Annotated in this window: 21 protein-coding genes, 1 pseudogene and 1 riboswitch; of the genes and pseudogenes, 16 read left to right on the top strand and 6 right to left on the bottom strand. The window is 54.9% G+C overall.

The window, feature by feature from the left end; all coding sequences use genetic code 11:
• Nucleotides 1-101: 101 nt before the first annotated feature.
• Nucleotides 102-509, bottom strand: a complete 408-nt coding sequence (locus tag ACE6ED_RS16880) for a hypothetical protein (RefSeq protein WP_410828378.1) — start codon at nt 507-509, stop codon at nt 102-104.
• 578 nt (nt 510-1087) lie between these two features.
• Nucleotides 1088-1176: riboswitch (cyclic di-GMP riboswitch) on the top strand.
• A 175-nt stretch (nt 1177-1351) separates the two neighbouring features.
• On the opposite strand from ACE6ED_RS16880, the pseudogene ACE6ED_RS16875 reads away from it, so the two are divergent.
• Nucleotides 1352-2035, top strand: a pseudogene (locus ACE6ED_RS16875) (choice-of-anchor A family protein); the annotation flags it as partial.
• A 56-nt stretch (nt 2036-2091) separates the two neighbouring features.
• Here the strand turns inward: ACE6ED_RS16875 and ACE6ED_RS16870 are convergent.
• Nucleotides 2092-3687: a hypothetical protein gene (locus ACE6ED_RS16870; RefSeq protein ID WP_410828447.1), complete on the bottom strand. Its 1596-nt coding sequence runs from the start codon at nt 3685-3687 to the stop codon at nt 2092-2094.
• Between ACE6ED_RS16870 and ACE6ED_RS16865 the strand changes: the two genes are divergently transcribed.
• The 11 genes from ACE6ED_RS16865 to ACE6ED_RS16815 all read left to right on the top strand — a co-directional run bounded on the left by ACE6ED_RS16865 (nt 3650) and on the right by ACE6ED_RS16815 (nt 15360).
• Nucleotides 3650-4009, top strand: a complete 360-nt coding sequence (locus ACE6ED_RS16865) for an LPXTG cell wall anchor domain-containing protein (protein ID WP_410828444.1) — start codon at nt 3650-3652, stop codon at nt 4007-4009. The two genes, ACE6ED_RS16870 and ACE6ED_RS16865, sit on opposite strands and share 38 nt — an antisense overlap.
• A gap of 242 nt (nt 4010-4251) precedes the next feature.
• Nucleotides 4252-5190, top strand: a complete 939-nt coding sequence (locus tag ACE6ED_RS16860) for an alpha/beta hydrolase (protein ID WP_410828377.1) — start codon at nt 4252-4254, stop codon at nt 5188-5190.
• A 446-nt stretch (nt 5191-5636) separates the two neighbouring features.
• Entirely contained in the window at nt 5637-7160 is a 1524-nt protein-coding gene (locus ACE6ED_RS16855) for an HD domain-containing phosphohydrolase (protein ID WP_410828376.1), read from the top strand.
• A gap of 219 nt (nt 7161-7379) precedes the next feature.
• On the top strand, nt 7380-7763 hold the full coding sequence (locus ACE6ED_RS16850) for a NusG domain II-containing protein (RefSeq protein WP_410828375.1): 384 nt from the start codon (nt 7380-7382) through the stop codon (nt 7761-7763).
• Nucleotides 7747-8322 carry a Gx transporter family protein gene (locus tag ACE6ED_RS16845; RefSeq protein WP_410828373.1) on the top strand — a complete coding sequence of 192 codons (576 nt, stop codon included), beginning with the start codon at nt 7747-7749 and terminating at the stop codon, nt 8320-8322. The genes ACE6ED_RS16850 and ACE6ED_RS16845 overlap by 17 nt, the downstream gene beginning before the upstream one ends.
• Nucleotide 8323: 1 nt before the next feature.
• The gene (locus ACE6ED_RS16840) at nt 8324-9238 is read left to right on the top strand and encodes an ATP-binding cassette domain-containing protein (protein WP_410828371.1); all 915 of its coding nucleotides are present in this window, start codon (nt 8324-8326) and stop codon (nt 9236-9238) included.
• The gene (locus ACE6ED_RS16835) at nt 9214-10107 is read left to right on the top strand and encodes an energy-coupling factor transporter ATPase (RefSeq protein ID WP_410828370.1); all 894 of its coding nucleotides are present in this window, start codon (nt 9214-9216) and stop codon (nt 10105-10107) included. Before ACE6ED_RS16840 ends, ACE6ED_RS16835 begins: the two co-directional genes overlap by 25 nt.
• Nucleotides 10100-10891 (top strand): energy-coupling factor transporter transmembrane component T family protein, encoded by a 792-nt coding sequence (locus ACE6ED_RS16830; protein ID WP_410828368.1) that lies wholly within the window; start codon nt 10100-10102, stop codon nt 10889-10891. The genes ACE6ED_RS16835 and ACE6ED_RS16830 overlap by 8 nt, the downstream gene beginning before the upstream one ends.
• A 32-nt stretch (nt 10892-10923) precedes the next feature.
• Nucleotides 10924-12849 carry a peptidase U32 family protein gene (locus tag ACE6ED_RS16825; protein ID WP_410828366.1) on the top strand — a complete coding sequence of 642 codons (1926 nt, stop codon included), beginning with the start codon at nt 10924-10926 and terminating at the stop codon, nt 12847-12849.
• A gap of 85 nt (nt 12850-12934) precedes the next feature.
• Nucleotides 12935-14221, top strand: coding sequence for an aspartate aminotransferase family protein (locus ACE6ED_RS16820; protein ID WP_410828365.1), 1287 nt, complete (start codon nt 12935-12937; stop codon nt 14219-14221).
• A 254-nt stretch (nt 14222-14475) separates the two neighbouring features.
• Nucleotides 14476-15360 (top strand): UbiA-like polyprenyltransferase, encoded by an 885-nt coding sequence (locus tag ACE6ED_RS16815; protein WP_410828364.1) that lies wholly within the window; start codon nt 14476-14478, stop codon nt 15358-15360.
• Nucleotides 15361-15446: 86 nt separating this feature from the next.
• Here ACE6ED_RS16815 and ACE6ED_RS16810 read toward each other — a convergent pair whose 3' ends face one another.
• From ACE6ED_RS16810 to ACE6ED_RS16795, 4 genes are all read right to left on the bottom strand, one after another.
• Nucleotides 15447-16439: a polyprenyl synthetase family protein gene (locus ACE6ED_RS16810; RefSeq protein ID WP_410828363.1), complete on the bottom strand. Its 993-nt coding sequence runs from the start codon at nt 16437-16439 to the stop codon at nt 15447-15449.
• 13 nt (nt 16440-16452) lie between these two features.
• Nucleotides 16453-16902, bottom strand: a complete 450-nt coding sequence (locus tag ACE6ED_RS16805; protein ID WP_410828362.1) for a hypothetical protein — start codon at nt 16900-16902, stop codon at nt 16453-16455.
• 263 nt (nt 16903-17165) lie between these two features.
• A complete protein-coding gene (locus ACE6ED_RS16800) occupies nt 17166-19049 on the bottom strand; it encodes an FAD-dependent oxidoreductase (protein WP_410828360.1) in 1884 nt (627 codons plus the stop codon).
• 49 nt (nt 19050-19098) lie between these two features.
• Complete coding sequence (locus ACE6ED_RS16795) at nt 19099-20019, bottom strand: FMN-binding protein (RefSeq protein ID WP_410828359.1); 921 nt, start codon at nt 20017-20019, stop codon at nt 19099-19101.
• 275 nt (nt 20020-20294) lie between these two features.
• Between ACE6ED_RS16795 and ACE6ED_RS16790 the strand changes: the two genes are divergently transcribed.
• From ACE6ED_RS16790 to ACE6ED_RS16775, 4 genes are all read left to right on the top strand, one after another.
• Nucleotides 20295-20459 (top strand): hypothetical protein, encoded by a 165-nt coding sequence (locus ACE6ED_RS16790; RefSeq protein WP_410828358.1) that lies wholly within the window; start codon nt 20295-20297, stop codon nt 20457-20459.
• Between the two features lie 22 nt (nt 20460-20481).
• The gene (locus tag ACE6ED_RS16785; RefSeq protein ID WP_410828356.1) at nt 20482-20685 is read left to right on the top strand and encodes a CsbD family protein; all 204 of its coding nucleotides are present in this window, start codon (nt 20482-20484) and stop codon (nt 20683-20685) included.
• 50 nt (nt 20686-20735) lie between these two features.
• On the top strand, nt 20736-21035 hold the full coding sequence (locus ACE6ED_RS16780; protein ID WP_410828354.1) for a hypothetical protein: 300 nt from the start codon (nt 20736-20738) through the stop codon (nt 21033-21035).
• A gap of 236 nt (nt 21036-21271) precedes the next feature.
• On the top strand, nt 21272-22696 hold the full coding sequence (locus tag ACE6ED_RS16775) for an ATP-binding protein (RefSeq protein ID WP_410828353.1): 1425 nt from the start codon (nt 21272-21274) through the stop codon (nt 22694-22696).
• Nucleotides 22697-22870 lie beyond the last annotated feature (174 nt).

Here is a 22870-nt window from a genome sequence, read left to right as displayed (position 1 = left end):
TAGTACAGATACCAGACACCCCCAGTGTTATATGGTGCATACCTTTGAAGGCCCTGCCGGTTGGCAGGGCCTCTTTTTTTGGGCGACAGTGTCTTACGGAGTTAACCATCCTGCCCGGCGGGGATGCGGAACTGGTCCGGGTAGCTGGAATACGCGGAGATGTCGAGCCCCAGATACTTGCGCATCAGGATCAGCCCCTGGGCGACGATCAGATCGTTGAGCAGCAGCATCTGTTCATGATAACCGCGGCAGAGAAAACGGGCCTCAATCCCATTCGGCAAACGCTGCTGTTCGTATACCTTAACGCCGCGGCGGCGCATGGACTTGCGGACCTCTGCCAGATCTTTGGTGGCCAAAGCGGAAGCGGAGCTTAGCACGTCAAGGTAGGGATCCGGTGTCCGGAGATGAACGGAAATCAGTTTCGCATCGCGCTCAAACGCCGACAAAATCAGCGGCAGCAGCACATACGATTTGACAAGCTGGCTGTCTTCGCCTTCCGCTCTGTGCATATTCTTCACTCCAATGAGAACGTATATTCGTATTTTAACCATGAATCCGTAAAATAATCAATGCAAGAAAAATGGTATTTATGAATGTGATATTATTCACAACTTAAAGAGACTATCTCGTATATATTGAATTTGTAAATTTAAAATTTGATTTACTCATTGCGGGAGGGAACAACAATGGAACAAGAGCGACGGATGGGCCGGGGATTATGTTGGGGACTGCTGCTCAGTATTCCGCTCTGGATGTCGGTGGCCGGCTGGGCTGGGATGCTGCAATATTAAATTCTCGTATAAAAAAGGAATAGATTGACAAACCGCCCGGGACGGTCGTAAACTAGGTTTAGTTCACGAGTGATAAATTTCCTTGACGGTTTTTTGTTGCAGTGAATTGTCTGCCGAATGAAGAAGAGTCGACTGGCCGCTAACGGCCCTTGGAACGCGCACCCCCCTGGTGACGCATTCCGTTATACAAGAATACATAACCGCTGTTCCGCAGCTCCTGTCTACGTGCACTGCTTGTTATCCGCGTCTGCGAACCCTCTTGTAAACCGACCGTTTCATAACCTATCCCGTAAATCCATGTATAAGAGCAAACCGTTCGAAAGAACGGGACGCAAAGTCCAGGAGTCTACAGCGTGATTAACGCCATGATCGTCCGACTGCCATGAATCTACCATTCTGGCAGTCTTTTTTGTGTTCTGTTTTCCGTCCTAATTTCATATAACAATCATTGGAGGTGGATACTGTTGAAAAAAGGTTGGAAAGCCGCGTGTTCGCTCACGCTCGCGCTTGTCCTTGCAGTGGGCGGAATCGGCCGGCCGGCAGCGGCGGATACGGTGAAAATGCCGTATATTCCTACACCTGTTCTGGGCATCGCCGGAAATTTTAATGCATTTTTGTTCCAGAGCTTTACCCAGAGCAATGATCAGGTAGAGGGAAGACTGGCCGCCGGAGGAGATATCAAGCTGGAGAACTACGGCGTAGGCCGAATCTTCGGCAATGGAACCAATGCGGGAGACGTGCTGATCGCCGGCCGGCAGCTTCAATTCAAAACCGGTCAGGTCCATGGAACGGCGGTATACGGTGAAAGCCTGATCGCCAATGCGCCCAGCGCAAACTTCATGGGCGGCACGAGACAGGATTCTCCGATCGACTTTGCGGCGGAGGAGCAGTTCCTGACGCAGCGTTCGCAGGATTACGGCGCCCTTAAGCCCACCACGGAGGTCGAGGACAACTACGGCACAATGACGATCAGAGCGCCGAAGCCGTTCAATGTAGTCCATCTGACGGCCGAACAGGCGGCTAGAATCAACAACCTGAGGTTCGACATTCCGACCGGAGGCACGCTGATTATTAACGTCGGCGGATCCAGTGTGTCGATGGGGAGCTTCCAGATGGAGCTGCGAAAAAACAACAAGATCCTGTTCAACTTCTACGAAGCGGCTTCGCTAAACATCGGATACACCTCTTTCCCGGGATCGATTCTTGCGCCAAAAGCGGACATTCATCATGCCGGGGGTGAGGTATACGGCACGGTGATTGCCCAGTCGTTCCGGGGCGGTGCTGAGCTCCACGACAACCCTTACTGCGGCCAACCGCCGGGCGAGCCTGAACCCAGCCCGTCGCCAAGCCCAAGCCCATCGCCGAGCCCAAGTCCAACACCGAGCCCGAGCCCATCACCTACACCAAGTGTAGAACCGAGCCCGACGCCAACGCCAAGTGTAGAACCAAGCCCGACACCAACGCCGAGTGTAGAACCGAGCCCGACGCCAAAGCCGAGCGAGGAACCAAGTCCGACGCCAACGCCGAGCGAGGAACCGAGCCCGACACCAACGCCGAGCGAGGAGCCGAGCCCGACGCCAACGCCGAGCGAGGAACCAAGTCCGACACCAACGCCGAGTGTAGAACCGAGCCCGACGCCAACGCCGAGCGAGAAACCGAGCCCGACGCCGACGCCGAGCGAGGAACCAAGTCCGACACCAACGCCGAGCGAGGAGCCGAGCCCGACGCCAACGCCGAGTGTAGAACCGAGCCCGACACCAACGCCGAGCGAGAAGCCGAGCCCGACGCCAACGCCGAGTGAGAAGCCGAGCCCGACACCAACGCCGAGTGAGAAGCCGAGCCCGACGCCAACGCCGAGTGAGAAGCCGAGCCCAACACCGACGCCGAGTGAGAAGCCGAGCCCGACACCAACGCCGAGCGAGAAACCGAGTCCGACACCAAGTCCGACACCGAGCCCGAGTCCGACACCGAGCCCAAGTCCGACGCCAAGCCCAAGTCCGACACCGAGCCCAAGTCCTACACCGAGCCCAAGTCCGACGCCAAGCCCAAGTCCGACACCGAGCCCAAGTCCGACACCAAGCCCAAGTCCGACCCCGAGCCCAAGTCCGACGCCAAGCCCAAGTCCGACACCGAGCCCAAGTCCGACACCAAGCCCAAGTCCGACCCCGAGCCCAAGTCCGACGCCGAGCGTAAGTCCGACACCGAGCCCAAGTCCGACACCAAGCCCAAGTCCGACACCGAGCCCGAGTCCGACGCCAAGCCCAAGTCCGACACCGAGCCCAAGTCCGACCCCGAGCCCAAGTCCGACACCGAGCCCAGGTCCGACGCCGAGCGTAAGTCCGACACCGAGCGTAAGTCCGACACCGAGCCCGAGTCCGACGCCAAGCCCAAGTCCGACACCGAGCGTAAGTCCGACACCGAGCCCAAGTTCGACACCAAGCCCAAGTCCGACACCGAGCCCAAGTCCGACACCGAGCCCAAGTCCGACGCCGAGCCCAAGTCCGACGCCAAGCGTAAGTCCGACACCAAGCCCAAGTCCGACGCCAAGCCCAAGTCCGACACCGAGCGTAAGTCCGACACCGAGCGTAAGTCCGACACCGAGCCCAAGTCCGACCCCAAGCCCAAGTCCGACGCCGAGCGTAAGTCCGACACCGAGCCCAAGTCCGACACCGAGCCCAAGTCCGACACCGAGCCCAAGTCCGACACCAACGCCTAGCGTAGAACCTACACCAACACCAACACCAAGCGTAGAGCCTACACCAACACCGACGCCAAGTGCAGCGCCAACTCCGGCTCCGACACCTTGGATTCCGTTTGTGCCGCCTACGCCTTCAACATCGACCGTTCCGGGAACGATCGTGATTGATGAAGATCCGGTGCCGGTTGGCCCCGGCATTCAGCCGATACCTTCACCAAGCCCTAGTCCTAGCCCTGTACCGGGCGGTGAAGAAGACCCTGTAGTTATTGAAGAAGACCCGATCCCTCTGGGTCCGGTTCAGCCGGCATCACCGTCACCTACTGTACGGCCTGAGGCAAGCCCGAGCCCGACGCCGAAAGTAATCGATCTTCCGGGCGACGAACTGCCGCTGGGCGGACCCGAGCTGGAACAGCTGCCGAAAACCGGCGAATCCAGTCCGCTGCCGTTTTACGCTGCAGGTCTTGCACTGGCGGGATTAGGCCTCTTTATAAGAACCAGACTGTCCCGCAAAAACAAATAATATACGGTCACACCGGATTTCTCCAAGTTTCCGCCAGGGCCGCCTTTGAAGAGCTTAAGCCGCTCTTTTGAAGGCGGCCCTGCTGCGGTTTTTGGCGTTGTACGGCTTTAGAGGCAGATATACGCATAGCGGAGGGTTGCCCCAGCGGCTGCAAATTTTCCTTCCATAAGGTTTAATATTATACTGGACGGGAGAACCTGGGGCCGTACGGCTGACGGCGGAAACTGAAAAGGAGGATCGGCATGCCGATAGGATTTGTTTTGCTAATCATCCTGGTCATCACTGTGCCGGTGGTAGTGGCCGGTCTTTACTTTTACCGGCTGGCGATCAAACGGGAACCAAAGCAGTTTTTGAACGGCAATACCGATTTGATCAATGAACTGCCGGTAGCGGGAGGGTCCTGGGGAGAGGGACAAAAGTGGATTGCGGAACAGGAGCTGGAGACGATTGAGGTCCTGTCCGGCGACGGCCTCAAACTGCGCGCCTATTATGCGAAGTCTGCAAACCCGGAGGGGCGGGTCGCCATACTGGCCCATGGTTATACCGGCAAAGGCAAGGATATGGGTGCTTACGCCAAAATCTACTGCGACCTGCTGGGCTGCGACGTGCTTTTGCCCGATGCGCGGGCCCATGGCGCCAGCGAAGGGCAGCATATCGGCTTCGGCTGGCCTGAACGGAAGGATTATTTGCGGTGGATTGACTACATCATCCAGCGGGTGGGGCCGGATGTGCGGATTGTGCTGCACGGCGTCTCCATGGGAGGAGCCACGGTGCTGATGACATCGGGCGAACCGCTGCCGCCCCAGGTCAAAGCGGTGGTATCCGATTGCGCCTACACCTCGGTCAAATCCGAGTTGTCCTACCAGCTGCGGCGGATGTACAAGCTGCCAAGCTTTCCCTTTATTCCCTGCGCCAGTCTGGTGTCCAAGCTAAAGGCGGGGTATTTTTTTGGTGAAGCTTCCGCACTCAAGCAGGTGCGCAAGGCGAAAGTGCCCACCCTGTTTATCCATGGAGAGGCCGACACCTTTGTTCCCTTTTTCATGATGGATGAACTGTACGAAGCTTGCGGAGGGCCGAAGACACGGCTCACCATTCCCGGGGCGGGGCACGGTACGGCTTACGACACGGATCATGACAGGTATGTCGGTACGGTCAGCCGGTTTGTACGGACGTATGTATAGACGCGCCTAAAATGGACAGCGCCCGTAACCGCTAATGCGGTACGGGCGCCAATAGTTTATATATTCAATTTCCCGCCGTCCGTGAGCTGACGGGTCGTGCGTTCCCAGTTGCGGCCAGCAGCCGTTGTGGCTTATCTCAACTTTCCAAAACGACAAAAGCCCTACCTCTCTTTTGTCCTTGCGGCTCCAATGACCGCGCCAGTGTGAGTCGGAATTTCAATGTCTGATTATTCATCTTATCGATAAAGGAACGGTCCTCAAGAAAACATAAGCATTTGGGTTAAAACTGCCGATAAATATCCATATAGCAACGGTAAATCATTAATGGACGTCTTCATTTTCTTGATAGAAACATTAATGGAAATCAAATACTTACATAGTATACCACAATTTAACGATAAAAGCAAACATGTCAGGCGCCGGCGCAGCTGGGGACGGGAGAAGCAATGGACTTATATGCCGCATTTATAAAAAAGCAGGTCCGAAACTATTTGTTCGGTTCCTCGGTCGCCGTCATGGCGGCCGGGAGTCTGCTCATGTTCTCGACGCTGGATGTGTCCGGAAAGGAATACGGCTGGCTTCTGCTGATCCTTGCGGTGTCGTTCCTGGTTATGATTATTGCGGAGATGATCGTGTTCCGGTCCGATATTCGTCCGATCAAGGAAACGCTGAGGTCACGGAATCCGGAATTGCCTCAATTGAGACAAGCCTATAAGCGTACCCACCAGCTGCCGCTCTTAGCCGTCAGGCGGATTCTTGTCCCGCATCTGCTGGGGCTCATGATTCCCGGCGTCACGCTGGCAGTTTTGTTCATCTCCTTGGGGATTGTCCATCTTCCATTGTATTATGTCGGCATCGCTGTTGCGGGGTCGGTCCTGATTGCCAGCATGCATGCGCTAATTGAATTCTTTTTGACGGGGACGGCGATTTCGCCGCTGGTGCAGGAGTTTCAGAAGCTGGCTATTGCCCGGTTTAAGGCAGATTTTTCTGTGGAGGAGCATGTGTTTTTGTCCATCAGGCCGAAGTTTCTAGTCAGCTGTATGCTGATCGGCACATTCCCCTTGTTTCTGTTCAGTATGATGACCCAGGTCCGAATGGAAGCCTTGAGTACGGAGGCGATAAAAGACTACTGGATTTGGGCCGGATTGGTACTCTTTATCGGCATCGGGTTCTCCACGCTGGCCGCCTGGCTGCTGACCCGCAGCGTCCAGCGGCCGATTGACCAGCTGCATGAGGCGATCAACAGGGTCAAAGAGGGCCGGCTGGTGCAGGCACAGGATTTGTACTCGGACGAATTTTCCCGGCTGGTCGCAGGGTTCAACATGATGGTGCGGGGGCTTCAGGTGCGGGAACGGCAGAACCGGCAGCTGCTGGACAGTTATTTTACGACGCTGGCACTGGCTCTTGATGCAAGAGACTCTTATACGGCAGGCCATTCGCTCCGTGTCGCGGAATATTCGGTTATTATCGGACGTATGGCCGGACTGACGAGAGAGCAGCTGGACAATTTGCGCAAATCGGCGCTGCTGCATGACATCGGCAAAATCGGAGTAAGCGACCACGTTCTCTTCAAAGAAGGGCAACTGACAGATGAGGAGTTCGATCAAATCAAAAGCCATCCGGTGCTCGGCGAAAGCATTTTGCTGCAGATCGAGCCTCCTGAAGCGATGGCTCCTTATCTCGGCGGCGTCCGTTCCCATCATGAGCGGTATGACGGCAGGGGATACCCGGACGGGCTGGCGGGAGAGGACATCCCGCTGTTCGGGCGGGTCATCGCGGTAGCCGATGCTTACGATGCCATGACATCAGACAGGCCGTACCGCAAAGGCATGGAGCATGAACGTGCGCTGAACATCATCAGGGAAGGCCGGGGGACGCAATGGGACCCGGAATTTGCTGCCCTGCTTCTAAGTTATTTTGAGCAAAAAACGGCGGAATATCTGAAAGACTACCCCGTCAGAACCGGGTAGTCTTTTTTTTGCACGAAGAACGGATGGGGGAATTTAGTAGCCTTGTAAAGCGGGTGGAAAAGCCGTGTCGAAGGGTGGACGTTTGCGTGTTGATTTTGTGAAATTAGCCCGAAACCCGCCGATTCAGTCGTGCTTTCATTGATGGATTGTAAGCGGACCGTTATAATTATTAAGTCTGGTTTTTAGATATTTAAAAAATAAAATAAAGGGAGCTTATCTATGAAACGCGCCGACTTGCTGCTGATCGCGATCGTTCTTGCAGCCGCATTAATTTTCCTGGTGCCCCGGTGGCTCGGCAGCAACGACAAGGAACCCGGCCAAAATCTGGTTGCAAATGTTACAGTGGACGGCAAGCATTATCAAACCATCCCCTTGACCAAAGAAGAAAAAACTGTCGAGATCCGGACGGATCTGGGCTACAATATCCTGAAAATTCACGATTACGGTGTAGAGATGTATGAGGCGGACTGCCCGGACCAGGTGTGCCTTGGTTTCGGTTTTATTACGAACCCCAAACAGACCATTGTCTGCTTGCCGCACCGCGTGCTGGTAGAAATTGAGGGACAGACGGGAGAGGATGAAGTCGATGTCTATGTCAACTAGCGAGTCGTCCCGCGCCTTAAAGCGCACGGTTGTGATTGCTATTTTTGCCGCTGTTGCCGTTGTCCTCAGCATTGTGGAATCGGCGATTCAAATTCCTTTCACCATCCCCGGCGCCAAGCTGGGGCTTGCTAATATTATGATCTTGACCTGCATTTACTTTTTGCGGGGCCGGGATGCGCTGATGCTTGTCGTCCTAAAGACAATTCTGACGGCCTTTATTTTCGGTACGTTCTCCAGCTTACTGTTCAGTTTGTTTGGTTCGCTGTTCAGCTTTGTGGTGATGTACGTGCTGATGCTGCTGGGCAGCAAGCGGCTGAGTTTGATCGGGATCAGTATTGCTGGAGGAATCGCGCACAATATCGGGCAGCTGTTTGCAGCCGCGATGGTGTTCGCCACCTTCCGGATTTTTTATTACCTGCCGATGCTGCTGATCGCGGGTGTAGTAACGGGGATTGCCGTAGGGTTCGCCGTACGTTATCTTGTTGCGTCGCTGTCGCGTATTTCGCTGTTTGAGGAATTAAAAAGCGACAGCTCCATTCTTCAGCAGGAGGAAGAGTAGGATGAACGCCCAGGATGAGCGCCGCGGGCGCGAAGCGGGCTGGCCGGACGGGCAGGGCAGGCCGAGCGGACAGAGCGGGCCGGAAAATGCCTCGGCGGTTGAGCTTCAGGGAGTGATGTTCGGCTATAAGAAGGATGCGCCTCTTTTACAGGATCTGACCTTTTCCATTCCCCAAGGGCAGTGGGTGTGCCTGGTGGGAGCAAACGGGTCGGGCAAATCGACGCTGGTTAAGCTGCTGAATGCGCTGCTGCCCAAAAGCGGCGGGAGCATTACCGTGTTCGGCGAAAAGCTGACGAAAAAGACGGTTGGATCAATCCGGCGGCGGATCGGCATGGTGTTTCAGAACCCCGACAACCAGTTTGTCGGGGCTACCGTCGAAGAAGATATTTTATTTGGCCTGGAGGGGCTGTGCCTGCCGCCGGCGGAAATGGAACGGCGGCTGCGGGAATATGCGGACAAGCTGGGCGTTGCCGCTCTGCTTGCCAAGCATCCCGGCGAGCTGTCTGGCGGACAAAAGCAGCGGGTGGCCATCGCCTCCATCCTAGCTATGGAACCGGCTGTCGTCATTTTTGACGAGGCCTCTTCCATGTTGGACGAAGCAAGCCGGACCGGGCTGCTGGAGATTCTGCAGGGCATGCGCAAGGAAGGCAAGTATACGCTGATATCCATCACGCACGACGCCGACGAGATTTTGGCGGCGGACCGGGTGCTTGCGCTGCACGATGGCCGGCTGGCTGCGGATGTCACGCCAAGGGAACTGTTTGCCGACACGGAGCTGCTGGAGCGCTGCAGCCTGCTGCCTCCCTTCTCGTGGCGGCTGGCAGGTGAACTGCGCCGGCTGGGCATCCCCGCGGAGGTTCCCGCAAGTGAAAAGGAGCTAATCGAGACATTATGGTCATACAACTCCGGCAAGTAAGCTACACCTATGACGAGCGCAGTTTATGGCGGCAAACCGCCTTAAGCGGCATTGACCTCGACATTCCCTCCGGCAGCCTTGTTGGGATTGCAGGCGCCACGGGGTCAGGGAAATCGACGCTGCTGCAGCTGTTTAACGGTATTCTAAAGCCGACGGAAGGCCGGGTTACGGTGCTGGATGTGACGCTGGCAGCGGGCGAGAAGGCGCCTAAGCTGCTTCCGCTGCGGCGGAGAGTCGGGCTGGTCTTTCAGTTTCCCGAGCAGCAGATGTTTGAGGATACGGTGGAAAAAGACCTCTGCTTCGGGCCGCTGAACTTTGGCTGCACCCCGGAGGAAGCTTCGGCGAAAGCCAGACGGGCGATGGAGGAGATGGGGCTGGATCTTGGACTGCTCCAGCGGAATCCGTTCCAGCTCAGCGGCGGACAAATGCGCAAAGCGGCCATCGCTTCGGTGCTGGCAATGGACCCGGATATTCTTGTGCTGGACGAGCCTACAGCGACGCTTGATCCGGTCAGCCGGGCCGAGCTGATCGCGCTGCTGGGCCGCCTGTGCCGGGAACGGGGGCGTACCGTCATCGTGGTGACGCACCGGATGGACGAGCTGCTGCCTTATGCCGACCGGTGGGTCGTCATGCAGGAGGGCCGCGCCGCGTTTGAAGGGACGCCGGCGGAGCTGGCCAAGGACCCGGGCATCCTCGCCCGGTGCGGGCTGGCGGTGCCGCAGTCGCTGCTGTACTGGCGGGCGGTAGCGGACCGCTTCGGATTGGACGGCGAGGTCCCGCAGCTGACGGCCGAAGGGCTTGCCGGGCGGATTGCGGAGCTGCGCCGGCATGAACGGCCGGACGGCGGAACGGAGGGGCCGCATGCGTGACAATCTGCTGCTGGGCCGCAGTATCGAGACCGGCTCATGGATCCACCGCCTGGACCCGAGGGCTAAAATCACCGGAATGCTGGTCTACGTCGCCGTCATTCTCCTCTCCAGGTCCTGGACCGCGATGCTGGTCCTGGCCTTATTCTCCATCGGGGTGATGCTGTCGACCCGCATCCCCCTTAAATATTTTATCAAGGCGGCCAAACCGCTGCGTTATCTGATGCTTTTTATTTTTATTCTTCAGGTGCTGACGGTAAAAGAAGGCGGCGTCTGGCTGACGGCCGGCTCGTTTGATCTGCATGAAGGCGGTCTTCGGCTGGGGGCATTTGCAGTGATCCGGATGGCTTTCCTGATTTCGTTTACCGCGCTGCTGACGTTTACGACCACCCCGGCCAGGCTGAATCAAGGGCTGGAGGGCGTGCTGTCCCCGCTGAAAAAAATCGGCTTGTCGCCCGACCGGATGACAATGATGATCGGGATTGCGCTCCGGTTTATTCCTACGATACTGGAAGAAGCCCAGATTATTATGAAAGCCCAGGCCTCCAGAGGCGCGGACATCAAAGAGCTGCCGCTTAAGGAAAAGGCCCGGATGCTCGTCTCCCTGCTGGTGCCGGTGATTTCCGGAGCGTTCCGGCGCGCACAGGATTTGGTTTATTCGATGGAATCGCGGGGATTCATTATGGATGCGCCCCGCACCCGGTATCACCGGCTCAGGTGGGGGCTGGCCGATACCTTGTTTGTAAGCATGATCGCGGCGGCCGGGGTTGCCGTCGCCCTGCTGTAATTCGTAAGCGCACCAAGTTTGGAGGAAAAGACATGGCACGTTTTTTTAATGGGAAAGAAATCGAGCTGCTTGCGCCGGCGGGAACGTTCGATATATTTCAGGAGGTTGTTGCTGCCGGCTGCGACGCCGTTTACCTGGGCGGACCGGTGCTTAACATGAGAATGATGCGCAAGGGCTACAACCTGTCGCGCGAAGAGCTTGTCGAAGCGCTGAATAAGGCGCATGAGCTGGGCAAAAAAATGTATGTCACTGTCAACAATCTGTTCAGCGAAGAGGACATTGGAGAAGCGCGGGACTACCTTGGCTTCCTGGATGAAGTTCAGCCGGATGCGCTGATTGTGCAGGACTTGGCTGTGCTGTCGCTGATCCGGGAAATGGGGCTGCAGCTGCCGGTTCACGCCTCGGTGATGATGAATGTCCACAATCTGGAGATGATTCGCGCGCTGGGCGAGCTGGGGGTTACCCGGGTGGTGACCTCGCGGGAAATGGACCTGCAGACGGCGGCGCTGCTGCAGCGCCAGAGCGGCATGGAGCTGGAGTATTTTGTCCATGGGGATATGTGCTCCGTTCACGGGGCGAACTGCTATTTCAGCTCCCATGTGTTCGGGCAGAGCAGCAACCGGGGGCGCTGCATGAAGCCCTGCCGCTGGGATTACCGGATCAAACGGGACGGGCATATTTATCCTGCCGAATACCCGCTGGCGGTCAAGGATATGTATATGTACGAACACCTTCCGGAACTGATTGAATCGGGCATTTGTTCGTTCAAAATTGAAGGCCGCATGCGGGACAAGGAGTTTATGACCATGCTGGTGAACAGCTATGGGGATGCGTTAGACCGTTATATTGACGATCCAATCGGCTTTGACCGCACGCGGGACGCCAAACTGCTCTACACCAACCGCAAACGCGATTTTTCCACCGCCTATGCTTTTGGCCGCCCGGGATTATCAAATATCAACCGGCGGTATGAAGGAACCGGGAAATTTTACAGCACCGGCAAAGTGTTCAGCACGCCAACGCCCGAACGGGAGCTGTCGGAGGAGCGTGTCGATCAGCTGAAACGCCGTCTGGCTGAACTGAAACGTCCGGGAGCGGGCCGTCCGGAGCTGTCCGTCAGAGTGAACAATATGGCGCAGGCGCGGGTGGCGATTGAGGAAGGCGCCGAACATGTGTATTTGTCGGGCGATGTGTACGAGCCGGATAAGCCGTTCAGCAAAAGCGATTTGTTTGCGCTGGCTGAGGTAAAGGGCTCAACCAAGGTGTATCTTGGACTTCCGCGGATGATGACGGAGCTGCATTTTGACCAATACGACCAGCTGCTGCTGCGGGGAGAACGGTTGCCGATCGACGGGCTGCTGGTAACGAACCTGGGAGCCATCCGCCGATATGCGCCGGCAGGGTATCCGCTGGTAGGCGACGCCAATCTGAACGTATACAACCATTTGGCAGCGGACACGTATGCCGGGATGGGACTGGCACGAATTTCGATGTCACCGGAGATGACGCTGGAGCATTTTGCCGAATTTACCGCAGGCTGTGACCAGCCGCTTGAAGCTGTAGTACACGGAACGCCTCCGCTGATGTATATGGAGCATGATTTGTATGAGAACACGGAAGTCATGGAGCCGATCGGCGAAGAAGACAACTATTATGTAGGCAATGAGGTTCTGGTTCTAAAAACGGACAAAGGCGAAAACCCGGTCTACCGGGATCAGCATGGCCGCTGCCATCTGGTGTTCGCCAAAGAACTGTGCTGCCTGCCGTTTATCGGGCAATTAGCGGAAACAGGGATCGCCTGTCTGCGCATTGAAGGTGCAACTTACCCTGCGGAAGCGCTGCGGGACATTATCCGGGTTTACCGGAAGCGGCTGAACGGGGGCGCGGAAACAGGATGGCTGGAGGGGCTGAAGCCTGTTTTTGCCGGCTATACGCTGGGTTCGCTGCAGTTTAATTGATACGTCTCTTTTTTTGCGGAGTTATGTGATATTATTCACATTTAAAATTTTAAATATCTACTACAGTGGAAAAGAGAGGGGTGGTATGATGGAAGAGCTGTATCGGGGAAGACAAGGGGTTGCCGATGGGCGAAGACAGTATTTTTACCCCTGTACCCAACACTTTTACCGGGATGCGCCGCAGCTGGTGCGGGGCTCCATGCAGTTTTTATATGATGAACGCGGGCAAAAATACACCGACTTCTTCGCCGGGGTATCCGTGGTGGCCTGCGGCCACTGCAATCCGGCGATTACGGAGCGGACAATGGAGCAGCTGGGCAAACTGCAGCATACGACGACGGTTTATCTGACCCAGCCGGCTGTTGATTTGGCCGAGCGGCTGGAGGAAGTGCTGCCCGGCGGCCTGCGGCGGACCTTCTTCGTAAACAGCGGCTCGGAAGCCAATGAAGGCGCGCTGCTCCTGGCGCGTATGCACACCGGCCGCAAAGCGTTTCTGGCGTTGGAAAGCGGACTGCACGGCCGGACGAATCTGACGATGAGCGTAACGGGGCTGCCGATGTGGCGCACCGATCCGTATCTCGATCCGGACGTGACCTTTATCCCGCGGCCGTATCATCCGGAGCTGACGCCGGAGCAGGCGGCCGAACGGTCGCTGGAGGCGCTGGAGGCGGAGCTGAAGCGCGGCGGGGAGCGGTACGCGGCATTAATCGCGGAGCCGATCCAGGGTAACGGAGGCATGATTATGCCGCATCCGGATTATTTTGAGAGGGTGCACCGGCTGCTGAAAGCGCATGGCGTCCTCCTGATTGCGGATGAGATACAGACCGGCTTTGGCCGGACCGGGACGATGTTTGCGATGGAACAGTTCGGCGTGGTGCCGGATATCCTTTCGATGGCCAAAGCGCTGGGCAACGGAGTGCCTGTTGCGGCTTTTGCGACACGGGACGAAATTGCGGCGTCGCTGAACCGGCCTTCAGCGTCCACGTTTGGCGGTAATCCCGTGTCCGCTGTGACCGCGCTGGCGGTGCTGGATTATATCCGGGAAGAACGGCTGACGGAGCGCGCCGCCCGGCTTGGGCAGCATCTGCGGGAAGAGCTTGAAGGGCTGCGGCGCCGTTATCCCGGGCTGATCGCCGATGTGCGCGGCGCGGGACTGATGCTGGGTGCCGAGCTGGCGGGCGAAAACCCGGCCGCTGCGGCGGCTGTGACTGACGAGGTGCTGGAACAGATGAAGGACCGGGGGTATCTGATCGGCAAAAACGGCGTCAACCGGAACGTGCTGGCCTTCCAGCCTCCGCTGATTATAACCGAAGCGGATATCGGCGGGATGATCCGGGCGCTGGATGAAGTGTTAGCCGGGTTGAACGGATAGGCGAAATACAGGAATGCGGAGATGGCGCGGAGGCGATTTGGAACTGTAGGAGCGACAGCGCTCGCCTTTATTTTCGGAGTTCTACCCTTTATCAGGGAATGTCATTCATGAACTCCGAAAATAACAGCGACCGGAAGTCTAAATCCGCCGCAGTGCCAACGCCGCCTCGCCTGTACTTCTTCAGTTCAGCGTATATAACGATCAATAGGCAAGGACGGCTCACCAAGGAGCCGGGCAGAAAAGGATGAGTGCATATGGTATTTATTAACGCCTGTAAAAATGCGGCAGTCAAAATCAAAATGTTCGGCGAGCTGGTCATGTTTTCGCATACACTGTTTTCGCTGCCTTTTGCGGTCATCTCGATGGTGTGGGCGGCAGGGGGCTGGCCTTCCGGGCATGTCATGCTGTGGGGATTAATCGCGCTGATCGGCGCGCGGAATGGGGCCAACGCCTTTAACCGGCTGGTCGACCGCGGCTTTGACGGACAAAATCCCCGGACCGCCCACCGGCATCTCCCGCGGCAGCTGCTGGATGCAAAAGAAGTATCGCTGTTTATTATCTTTAATTACGCCGTGTTTATTTTTGCATCGGGCATGCTGAATGTGCTGTGTCTGGTCCTGTCGCCGGTGGCCATCGTACTGATCTCCAGTTATTCTTATACCAAACGGTTTACTTATTTAAGCCATCTCTATTTGGGGTTTGTGATCGCTTCGGCTCCGATTGGCGCGTGGTTTGCCGTCACGGGACAATTTGCGTTTACGCCGTTTGTGATCGGCACAATCGTGATGCTCTGGATTGCCGGTTTTGATATCATTTACGGTACGCAGGATATAGAATTCGACCGGCGCCACGGCCTGTGGTCGATCCCCAGCTATTTCGGGCTGGAGAATGCGCTGAAAATCGCTAAGGGACTGCACTTTATTATGGTGCTGCTTCTGCTGTCGCTGTATGTGTTCCGGGGACTGGGCTGGATTTATCTTGCCGGCATCGGGATTGCTACCTTGCTGCTGATGACAGAGCATAAGATCATTACGCCTTCAAACCGCCGGATGATGAAACTGGCTTCGTACAATTTGAATCAAGTGATCAGCATGGTAATATTGGCGTTTACGCTGATGGACTTTTTCCTGATAAAATAAACGGAAGCACAAAAAAATAAGCCAGTTCGTTCAAGCTCACTTGAATGCACTGGCTTATTTGTATGGTAAAGCAGATAGCAGGCCGATCAACGGTCCCGTACTGAAAAATAACGGATCAACGTCTGCAAATCGGCGGCGGCCGGGTAAGCCGCGAGTTCCTGCGCAATCTGCGCTGCCTGTTCCAGATAGCCCCGGCTGACCTCCTCCGCTTGCTCCAGAGCGCCGCTTGCGGTAATAGCCTCCAGCGCCTGTGCTATCTGCGCTTCCCCGGATGCCGGGCCGATTGCACGGATGAGCGGCGACAGCTCCGGATCACGCAGAGCAAACAGGATGGGCAGCGTAACTTGGCCGTGGCGGAGGTCGCTGCCCGCAGGTTTGCCCAGCTCCTGCTCGTTTTGTGTAAAGTCCAGCAGATCATCCTGAATCTGAAACGACATTCCAAGCGCTTCCCCGAAGGCATACAGCCGGTTGGCCACATCCTCCTTGCACTCGGAGGCAAGCGCTCCAGCCTTAAGGCAGGTCGCCATCAGCAGGGCGGTTTTGTTGCGCGATTTGTCCAGATAGGTTTCCAGCGTTACATCATAGTCGAAGGCATGCTCAAGCTGTTGATATTCCCCAAGGCAGAGCTGCGCTGTAGCGATGGCGGATAAATCGTGAACATACCGGTCTCTGTTGCGGTCGTGGATATGTTTGCTCAACAGTTCGATCACTCTGGCCGACATATAGTTGCCGATATGGACAGCCTGAGGAATTCCCGTCTTTAGATGAAGCGCGGGTTCGCCGCGCCGCAGCTCCGAGTTGTCGATGATATCGTCATGAATGAGCGAAGCGGCATGAATAAATTCAGCCGCAGCCGCCAGCTGCAAGGTACGCCGGGCCTGGGGCTTCGAGCCAAACCGGCTGCCTACAATCACCATAATGGGACGCAGCCGTTTGCCGCCTGACCGGACCAGACTGAGCAGGCTTTGCGCAAGCTGGGATTGCCGTGGCACATCTTTATCCCGCAGCACAAGATGCTCAATCTCCCGGTTGACTTCGTTCAGATTGATGTTTAGAGCTTCGTGCAGCTTCTTGTTCATGCTATCCCACCTGTCAAATGGCTTTGCTGGTGCGGCTGTCCTGGCGTGCTTCCCGCGTCAAATATTGATCGATGTGCGCCGCAAAATCCTCTTTCGTATAATCTCCCGCAGCCCGGCGGATTTGGATCCGTTTGATGGCGGGAGCCAGGTGGGCAACCAGGTCCAGTTCTCCGGTCTTCATCGCAAATTGAAGATAGAAGCTGTGTAAATAATCGCCGTCCAAAATACTGCGGATCAGTTCTTGGTGGTTTGCGGGCGATTCAAGGTGCCGCTGCATGGCGCGGGTAACGATAATAAAAAGCCCCAAGATATGAAGCTTTCGGCGATAATCCAGAGGATGGCGCTCCAAGACGGAAAAAATGTTGTTTTCTTCCGCCGGGGAGAGCTGAAGCCGGATTCCGGCTATAGGTGACAGCTCGGCCTGCAAAATTGTGAGGGTGTCCCAGGTGAGTTGGCTGTTCATAACACTCTCTCCTTCCTAATCGGTAGGGGCCGGAAGAAACCGAGCGCCATCATCCTCTCTGGAATAGCATCAGAAATAAGGAGAGTAATGTGTCCTTCGGACACATTACTCCGTGTGTTGGCGCGTTAAATTGGGCATTAACAGTACCGGTGTCAAAGTACATAGAATTCAGATGATTTCCTTATAACATTAGTACACCGATGATTATTAATGAAACAATATCCTGTTCTTTCGGTACCTGATGTCAATCATTCGTTCAAAGGTCAGTCGGTAAACAAATACCAGCGCCTTACGAGCGGAATTCTCTTCCACTGCTTCTTGAGCCAAGGCAATACATAGTAGTCCAGACCCAGCGTGCTGCCGGAACCGCCGATGCAGGCAATCGCTGCAGCCACATACCACAGCATTTCCGTCGAGGCCATCTTCGTCGACCAGATCATAACGGCCATCGCTATGGTCGCTATGGAGGAAATTGCTGTGAACAGACCAACGATCAGCAGAATGCCGAAGACCATCTCGGCGCAGACCATGCCGATTTGGAACCATTTCGCGAGGAACGTGTAGCTGCCGTCCGGATTGTAGAACAGCAGGTCCATAAACCAGCTGGTAATGTTATAGATGAAGCCTGGGACCGGAAGAGCCGATACGGCTTCGGAAGCCGATTGAACCGCGGAAGCTGCGGATTGGGCGTCTACCGTATCCTTAACAGCACCAACCGCTTCACTCGCTGCGGAAGTAGCGTCCTTGATATACGGAGCCGGCGGAATCAGGAAGATCTTATCCGGATCTTTCCATATCTTCTTGATCTTATCGATGCCCTCATACAGCCACATGCCTCCGAGCAGTACCCGCAGCGGCACAAGCCAGAAGTTCGGGGAACGCTTGGAGAAGTGTCCGCCCAAGAAGCTCTTGCGGTTCTCAACATGGAAGAACTCGTGCATCATGTACGTCCACATTTTGTTGAAGCCGGCTACCGTAAAGAGATAAAACATGTTGATTGCATGCTTCGACAGCATCGCCATGAATCCGGTAAGCATAAACATCTTGCCGGGAAGGCCGACATTCGCTACGCCGTAGCGGCTGCCAATGGAGACCATTGTGCCGTGGAAAGCCGGTTTGTAGGCTTTTTTGGATCCGCCTGTAATATCCGCAACGATGTTATGGGCGATCAGCGGAGCGGCATGCTCGGCATTCTCAACCATTTGCGGCACAGGGCGGGTTTCTCCTTCAGGAATAAAGAAGATGTTGTCGCCCACAACATAAACGTTCTTGTGATCGACGCTCTCCAGATTCTCATTTGTAACGATCCGTTTGCGGCCCTGCTGCTGAACCTCGTCCAGCGTGCCCACCAGCTCGGAGCCTTCAACGCCGGCCGTCCAGACGATCGTGTTCGCTTCAACGGTGTTTTTCTCGCCAAGCGCCACGCTGCCTTTGCCGACTTCGGTAATCTTAGCGCCGGTAACGATCTCTACATTAAGCTTGCGCAGATGTCTTTCGGCTTTTTGGATCAGCTTGTCAGGCAGAATCGGCAAAATCTTAGGGGCCATGTCCGCAACGATCAGCCGCACTTCAGACGGATCGATATAGAACTCGCGGCACAGCTCCGCACGGTATTCCGCCATTTCGCCGATCAGCTCGACTCCGGTAAATCCGGCACCGACAACAACAAATGTCAGCAACGCGCGGCGGACCTTCGGATTCTTCTCCTTCGCAGCCTGCGTGAACATGTCGCGAATCTGGCGTTTCAACGCTACAGCGTCGTCGTAAGACCAGAACGAGAAGGTGTTTTCCTCCGCTCCCGGGATGCCGAAGAACGTAGGTTTGCTGCCTGTTCCGATAACCAGGTAATCATAGGCATACGTGGTTTTTTCGGATTTGAGTTTTTTGCCTTTGAAATCGATGCTGTCGATTTCATCAAGCACTACATTTACTTTAAGACCCGCGAAGATTTTCTTCAGGTCGATCTTGATGGAATCTTCCGGAGCGCGGTTCGCGGCAACCTCATGCAGCTCAGTCAAGAGGGTGTGATAAGGGTTCCGGTCAATCAGCGTGATTTCAACATCTTTGTTCTTCTTTAACTTCTTCGCTAGTTTTTTGGCCGTCAGTACGCCGCCGTAGCCGCCGCCCAAAATGACTATTTTCTTCAAGAGAAACTCACCTCAATTTGTCTGATTAGCTGCCGAGGGTCGCGGGAAATTACTTCGCTCCTTCGAGTGCTTTTTCTGCCAGTGTCCAGTACTCCCCAACATGGATGGATACGCCGGAAATAGCGTCCGTATGACCTTCCGCATCAAATGTAGGGGCCGCACCTTTGTTTTCTACGTAGTACTTTTGAGCTGCGATCGCTTGCTCGTGCCATTCGGCCTGTGCGCCGCCTTTTTCTTTCATGCCGTATTTGCCGTCAGCGGAGAAGGCTTGCTTGTCTTCGCCGTTTGCATTTTTGCCGCTGAATTTCGCGGCTACGACATTGCCGTTAACCACGGACAGGTCCACTGTGGAAGCCCAGCCGCTTTCCGCGTCCATTTCGCCTTCAGCATGGTATCCGCCGTCTTTGTAAGGGCCAGCTTCGGTCGGGCCTGCAGCCAGAGCTGCTTTGGCAGCTTCCACAAATTCACCGACGTGAACGGATACGCCGGAGATTGCATCGGTTTTGCCTTCGCTGTTAACTGTAATTGCAGCCGGGTCCTGCTTCTCAACGAGGAATTTCTCGGCGTTAGCCGCTTGCTCGTGCCATTCGGCTTGTGCGCCGCCTTTTTCCTTCATGCCGTATTTGCCGTCTTCGGATACTTTTTTCTTGAGGTCTCCGGCATTGTTTACGTTAAAAGCATTCCAGTCCGCTTTGGTGATTTTGCCGCCTTCAACAGTCAGCAGAACATAAGTCTGCCAGCCGGTTTCGGGATCCACAGCCGCCGTGCCATAGTACGTTCCGTCTTGGTAAGCGCCGGCTTCGGCAGCCGGAGCGGCGGATGCGGCAGGAGCAGCGGAAGCTGCAGGAGCGCTAGATGCAGCCGGAGCGGCCGATCCAGCTGGAGCGTTGTTGCCGCCATCGTTCGATCCGCAGCCTGCAAGCAGGCCGAGCATCAGGGCGCTCGACAAAATAACCGTTGTTTTTTTCATTTCAAAATGACCTCCAAGAAAATATTTTAAAATATATATATTAAAATGTAAAACATTTTAATAGTACTTTGAAGTGAGAAAAATCACTTTCTAAATGACATTTCTCACAAATCACTACCCGGCTTGACCCGACTTTTGGCCTAGTTATAACAATTTTCGGGGGATGATAAATAAAAATTAAGACATCCCCTTTTAGTATCGACGGTATTCTAGCATAAGTGAAGAGCGGGGTAATGTGAAAATAATCACTTATTGATTCGAGAAGGACCTTCTACATGGATTATATCAAATTTGAAGAGGAAGCGATACGGTTATTTCAAGTGAATTATGTGACAAAATCCGACGAAATCAGACTGCAGCCTGGGGATGCGGGGATTCACTCCTTACACAGCCGGGTAATTATTGATCATACAACACCTGCTTTCAGTCACTACTTATAATTATATAAGGAGATGATCCGCAATGGACAGCAACGTGTTTAAAGGAAAATGGAAACAGCTTAAAGGCGAAGCCAAAAAGCAGTGGGGCGAGCTGACGGACGACGATCTGGATGTGATCGACGGCGAAAAAGACAAGCTGGTAGGCAAACTCCAAGAACGTTACGGACACAGCAAAGACGCGGCGGAAAAGGAATACGAAACTTGGGGACGTTCTTTCCGGGACTGATTCAGCCGGCGGGCGCTTCCGATAACCCTTAGGCAAGCGAGGCGGGGATAATGTATAAATCGTATGTGATGTCCGGCAGAATTCTGGAAATACATGATGATAGAGTGCTTACTCAGCAGGGTGATGTGATCAGCAGTTATCATCCCCGTTATTATATGCTTCCCGAGGAGGAAGCGTGGTTTGAAGAAGCGCCCGCTACAAGTGCAGAAATGCAGCAGGAGGCTGCTGAAGCCAGGCAGGACGCTGTTGCTGATTTCAAAGGCGCATACAGCTTTGCTCCCCGGAAACGGCCGAAGCCTTGGGCGATGCCGCGCTTCGGGCTGTACAGAAAAAGTGCGAACCGTGCGTGAGACGTTGGTTTGCGGATAGGTGCCTGCGTCGGCAGGGCCTTATAACCGTTTAATTCTGTACTGAAGCCTTTCCTATTCAGGAAAGGTTTTTTGCTTTGCCTGATAAAAAATATCCCGGCCAGCCGCCTGAAAATGCGGCTTGAAATACATGAAATTCCATGACAATTATGATAGTATGGATTAAAGGGTTAAAAAAATGTAACTATATTACTGCCTTTCGCCGCAGGAGTGAAATTATGGGATTTCTTAAAATATTTCTGGTCAATACTTCCCTGCTTATCACATTGGCTTACCTGTCCAATCTGCTGTTTAAGCACACGGTGGAGTATGCTCCGGAGCGGGTTAAAAAGGTATGCTGGGTGCTGCTTGCCATATTCGCGGGCTGGATCAGTTCCCTGTTCGGATACAGAATCGGCGAAGACGTCATCTTCGATCTCCGGTTCGTTCCCCTGGTTATCTCCACAATGGCTTATCCCCATCCGTTTACTTTAATCATCATTGGTGTGGCTACCGGACTCATGCGTTTGACGCTCGGAGTCAATATGGCGGCCGCTGCGGGAGTGCTGAATTTGTCGCTGCTCGGTTTTTTGTGCGCGGCTTTGAGCGTATGGGTCCGGCGGTCATCTGCTGCTACAGTCACCAAGGGACTTGTCGTTATTCTTGTAGTAAATATAGCGAATGCCATCAATATCAGCATATTTGGCGTTATTCCTTTTTATGAATATATGACGCAAATCATGCCGGTCACGCTGCCGGCGGGCCTTATCCTTACGATCCTGTTTGCTATGATCATGCGTGATTTTCAGGCGGAGCACCAGCGCCACGAACAGATCCAGCGGGCCAATACGCTGCTCTCCGCTCAAACCCAGGAGCTTCACAAAAACAAGATCGTGCTGGAGGAAAGGGCAAAGCAGCTGATGCTTGCTTCCCAGTACAAATCGGAATTTGTGGCGAATATGTCTCATGAGCTGCGGACGCCGCTGAACAGCATTATCAACTTATCCCAGCTTATTGCGGAGAGCGACGACAGCGCCTCCAAAGAGGAATTGATCTCTTACGGCAAAATTATTCACCGCTCGGGAGAAGACTTGCTCATTCTCATCAACGATATTCTGGATTTGTCCAAAGTGGAAGCGGGCAAGCTGGAAATCGTCCAGGAGGAAATGAGTATCAGCGAGGTACCGGAGCTGCTTGTGCTGCAGTTCGACGTCATCGCCCGTCAAAAGGGAATTGAATTTCAGGTTCAGCAGGAGGACAACCTTCCTCAGACGCTGGTTACCGATCCGCAGCGGGTACAGCAGATCCTCAGGAACCTGCTCGCCAATGCCTTTAAATTTACTCATGAGGGACGCGTTCTCCTTACGATCCGCAGAGAAGCGCGGAAGGAAGGGGCGCAGACGCTGCACTATATCGTATTTGAAGTGGATGATACGGGAATCGGCATTCCCCAGGACAAGCATATGGCGATTTTTGAGGCCTTCCAGCAGGCGGACGGGACAATCAGCCGCAAATATGGCGGAACGGGACTCGGCCTTTCCATCAGCCGGGATTTGGCCCGGCTGCTTGGCGGTTTTATTACCCTGCAGAGCACGGAGGGAAAAGGAAGCCGGTTTTCGCTGTATTTGCCGCTGGCTGAAAAGGGGCAGACCGAAAGCAACTGAAGTACCGCGCGGCGGCAGCCGCGCGGTATTTTTGTGCCCTAGTGAGGTGAGCGTTTTTGGGTGTTTGACTGCTCTTTTTGAACGCGCGTTCAAAGCAGTGCTGCCAAGCCTTCCCTGGCGCCATCGAGGCTGCACAAACACAAACATCAAACATGTATTGACAGCGGCTTAACC

The organism is Paenibacillus nanchangensis (genome assembly GCF_046543445.1).
In the GTDB taxonomy this organism is placed as follows: Bacteria; Bacillota; Bacilli; order Paenibacillales; family Paenibacillaceae; genus Paenibacillus_AQ; species Paenibacillus_AQ nanchangensis.
Note: the sequence above shows the minus strand (reverse complement) of the source record. Positions and strands in the feature narration are given on the sequence as shown.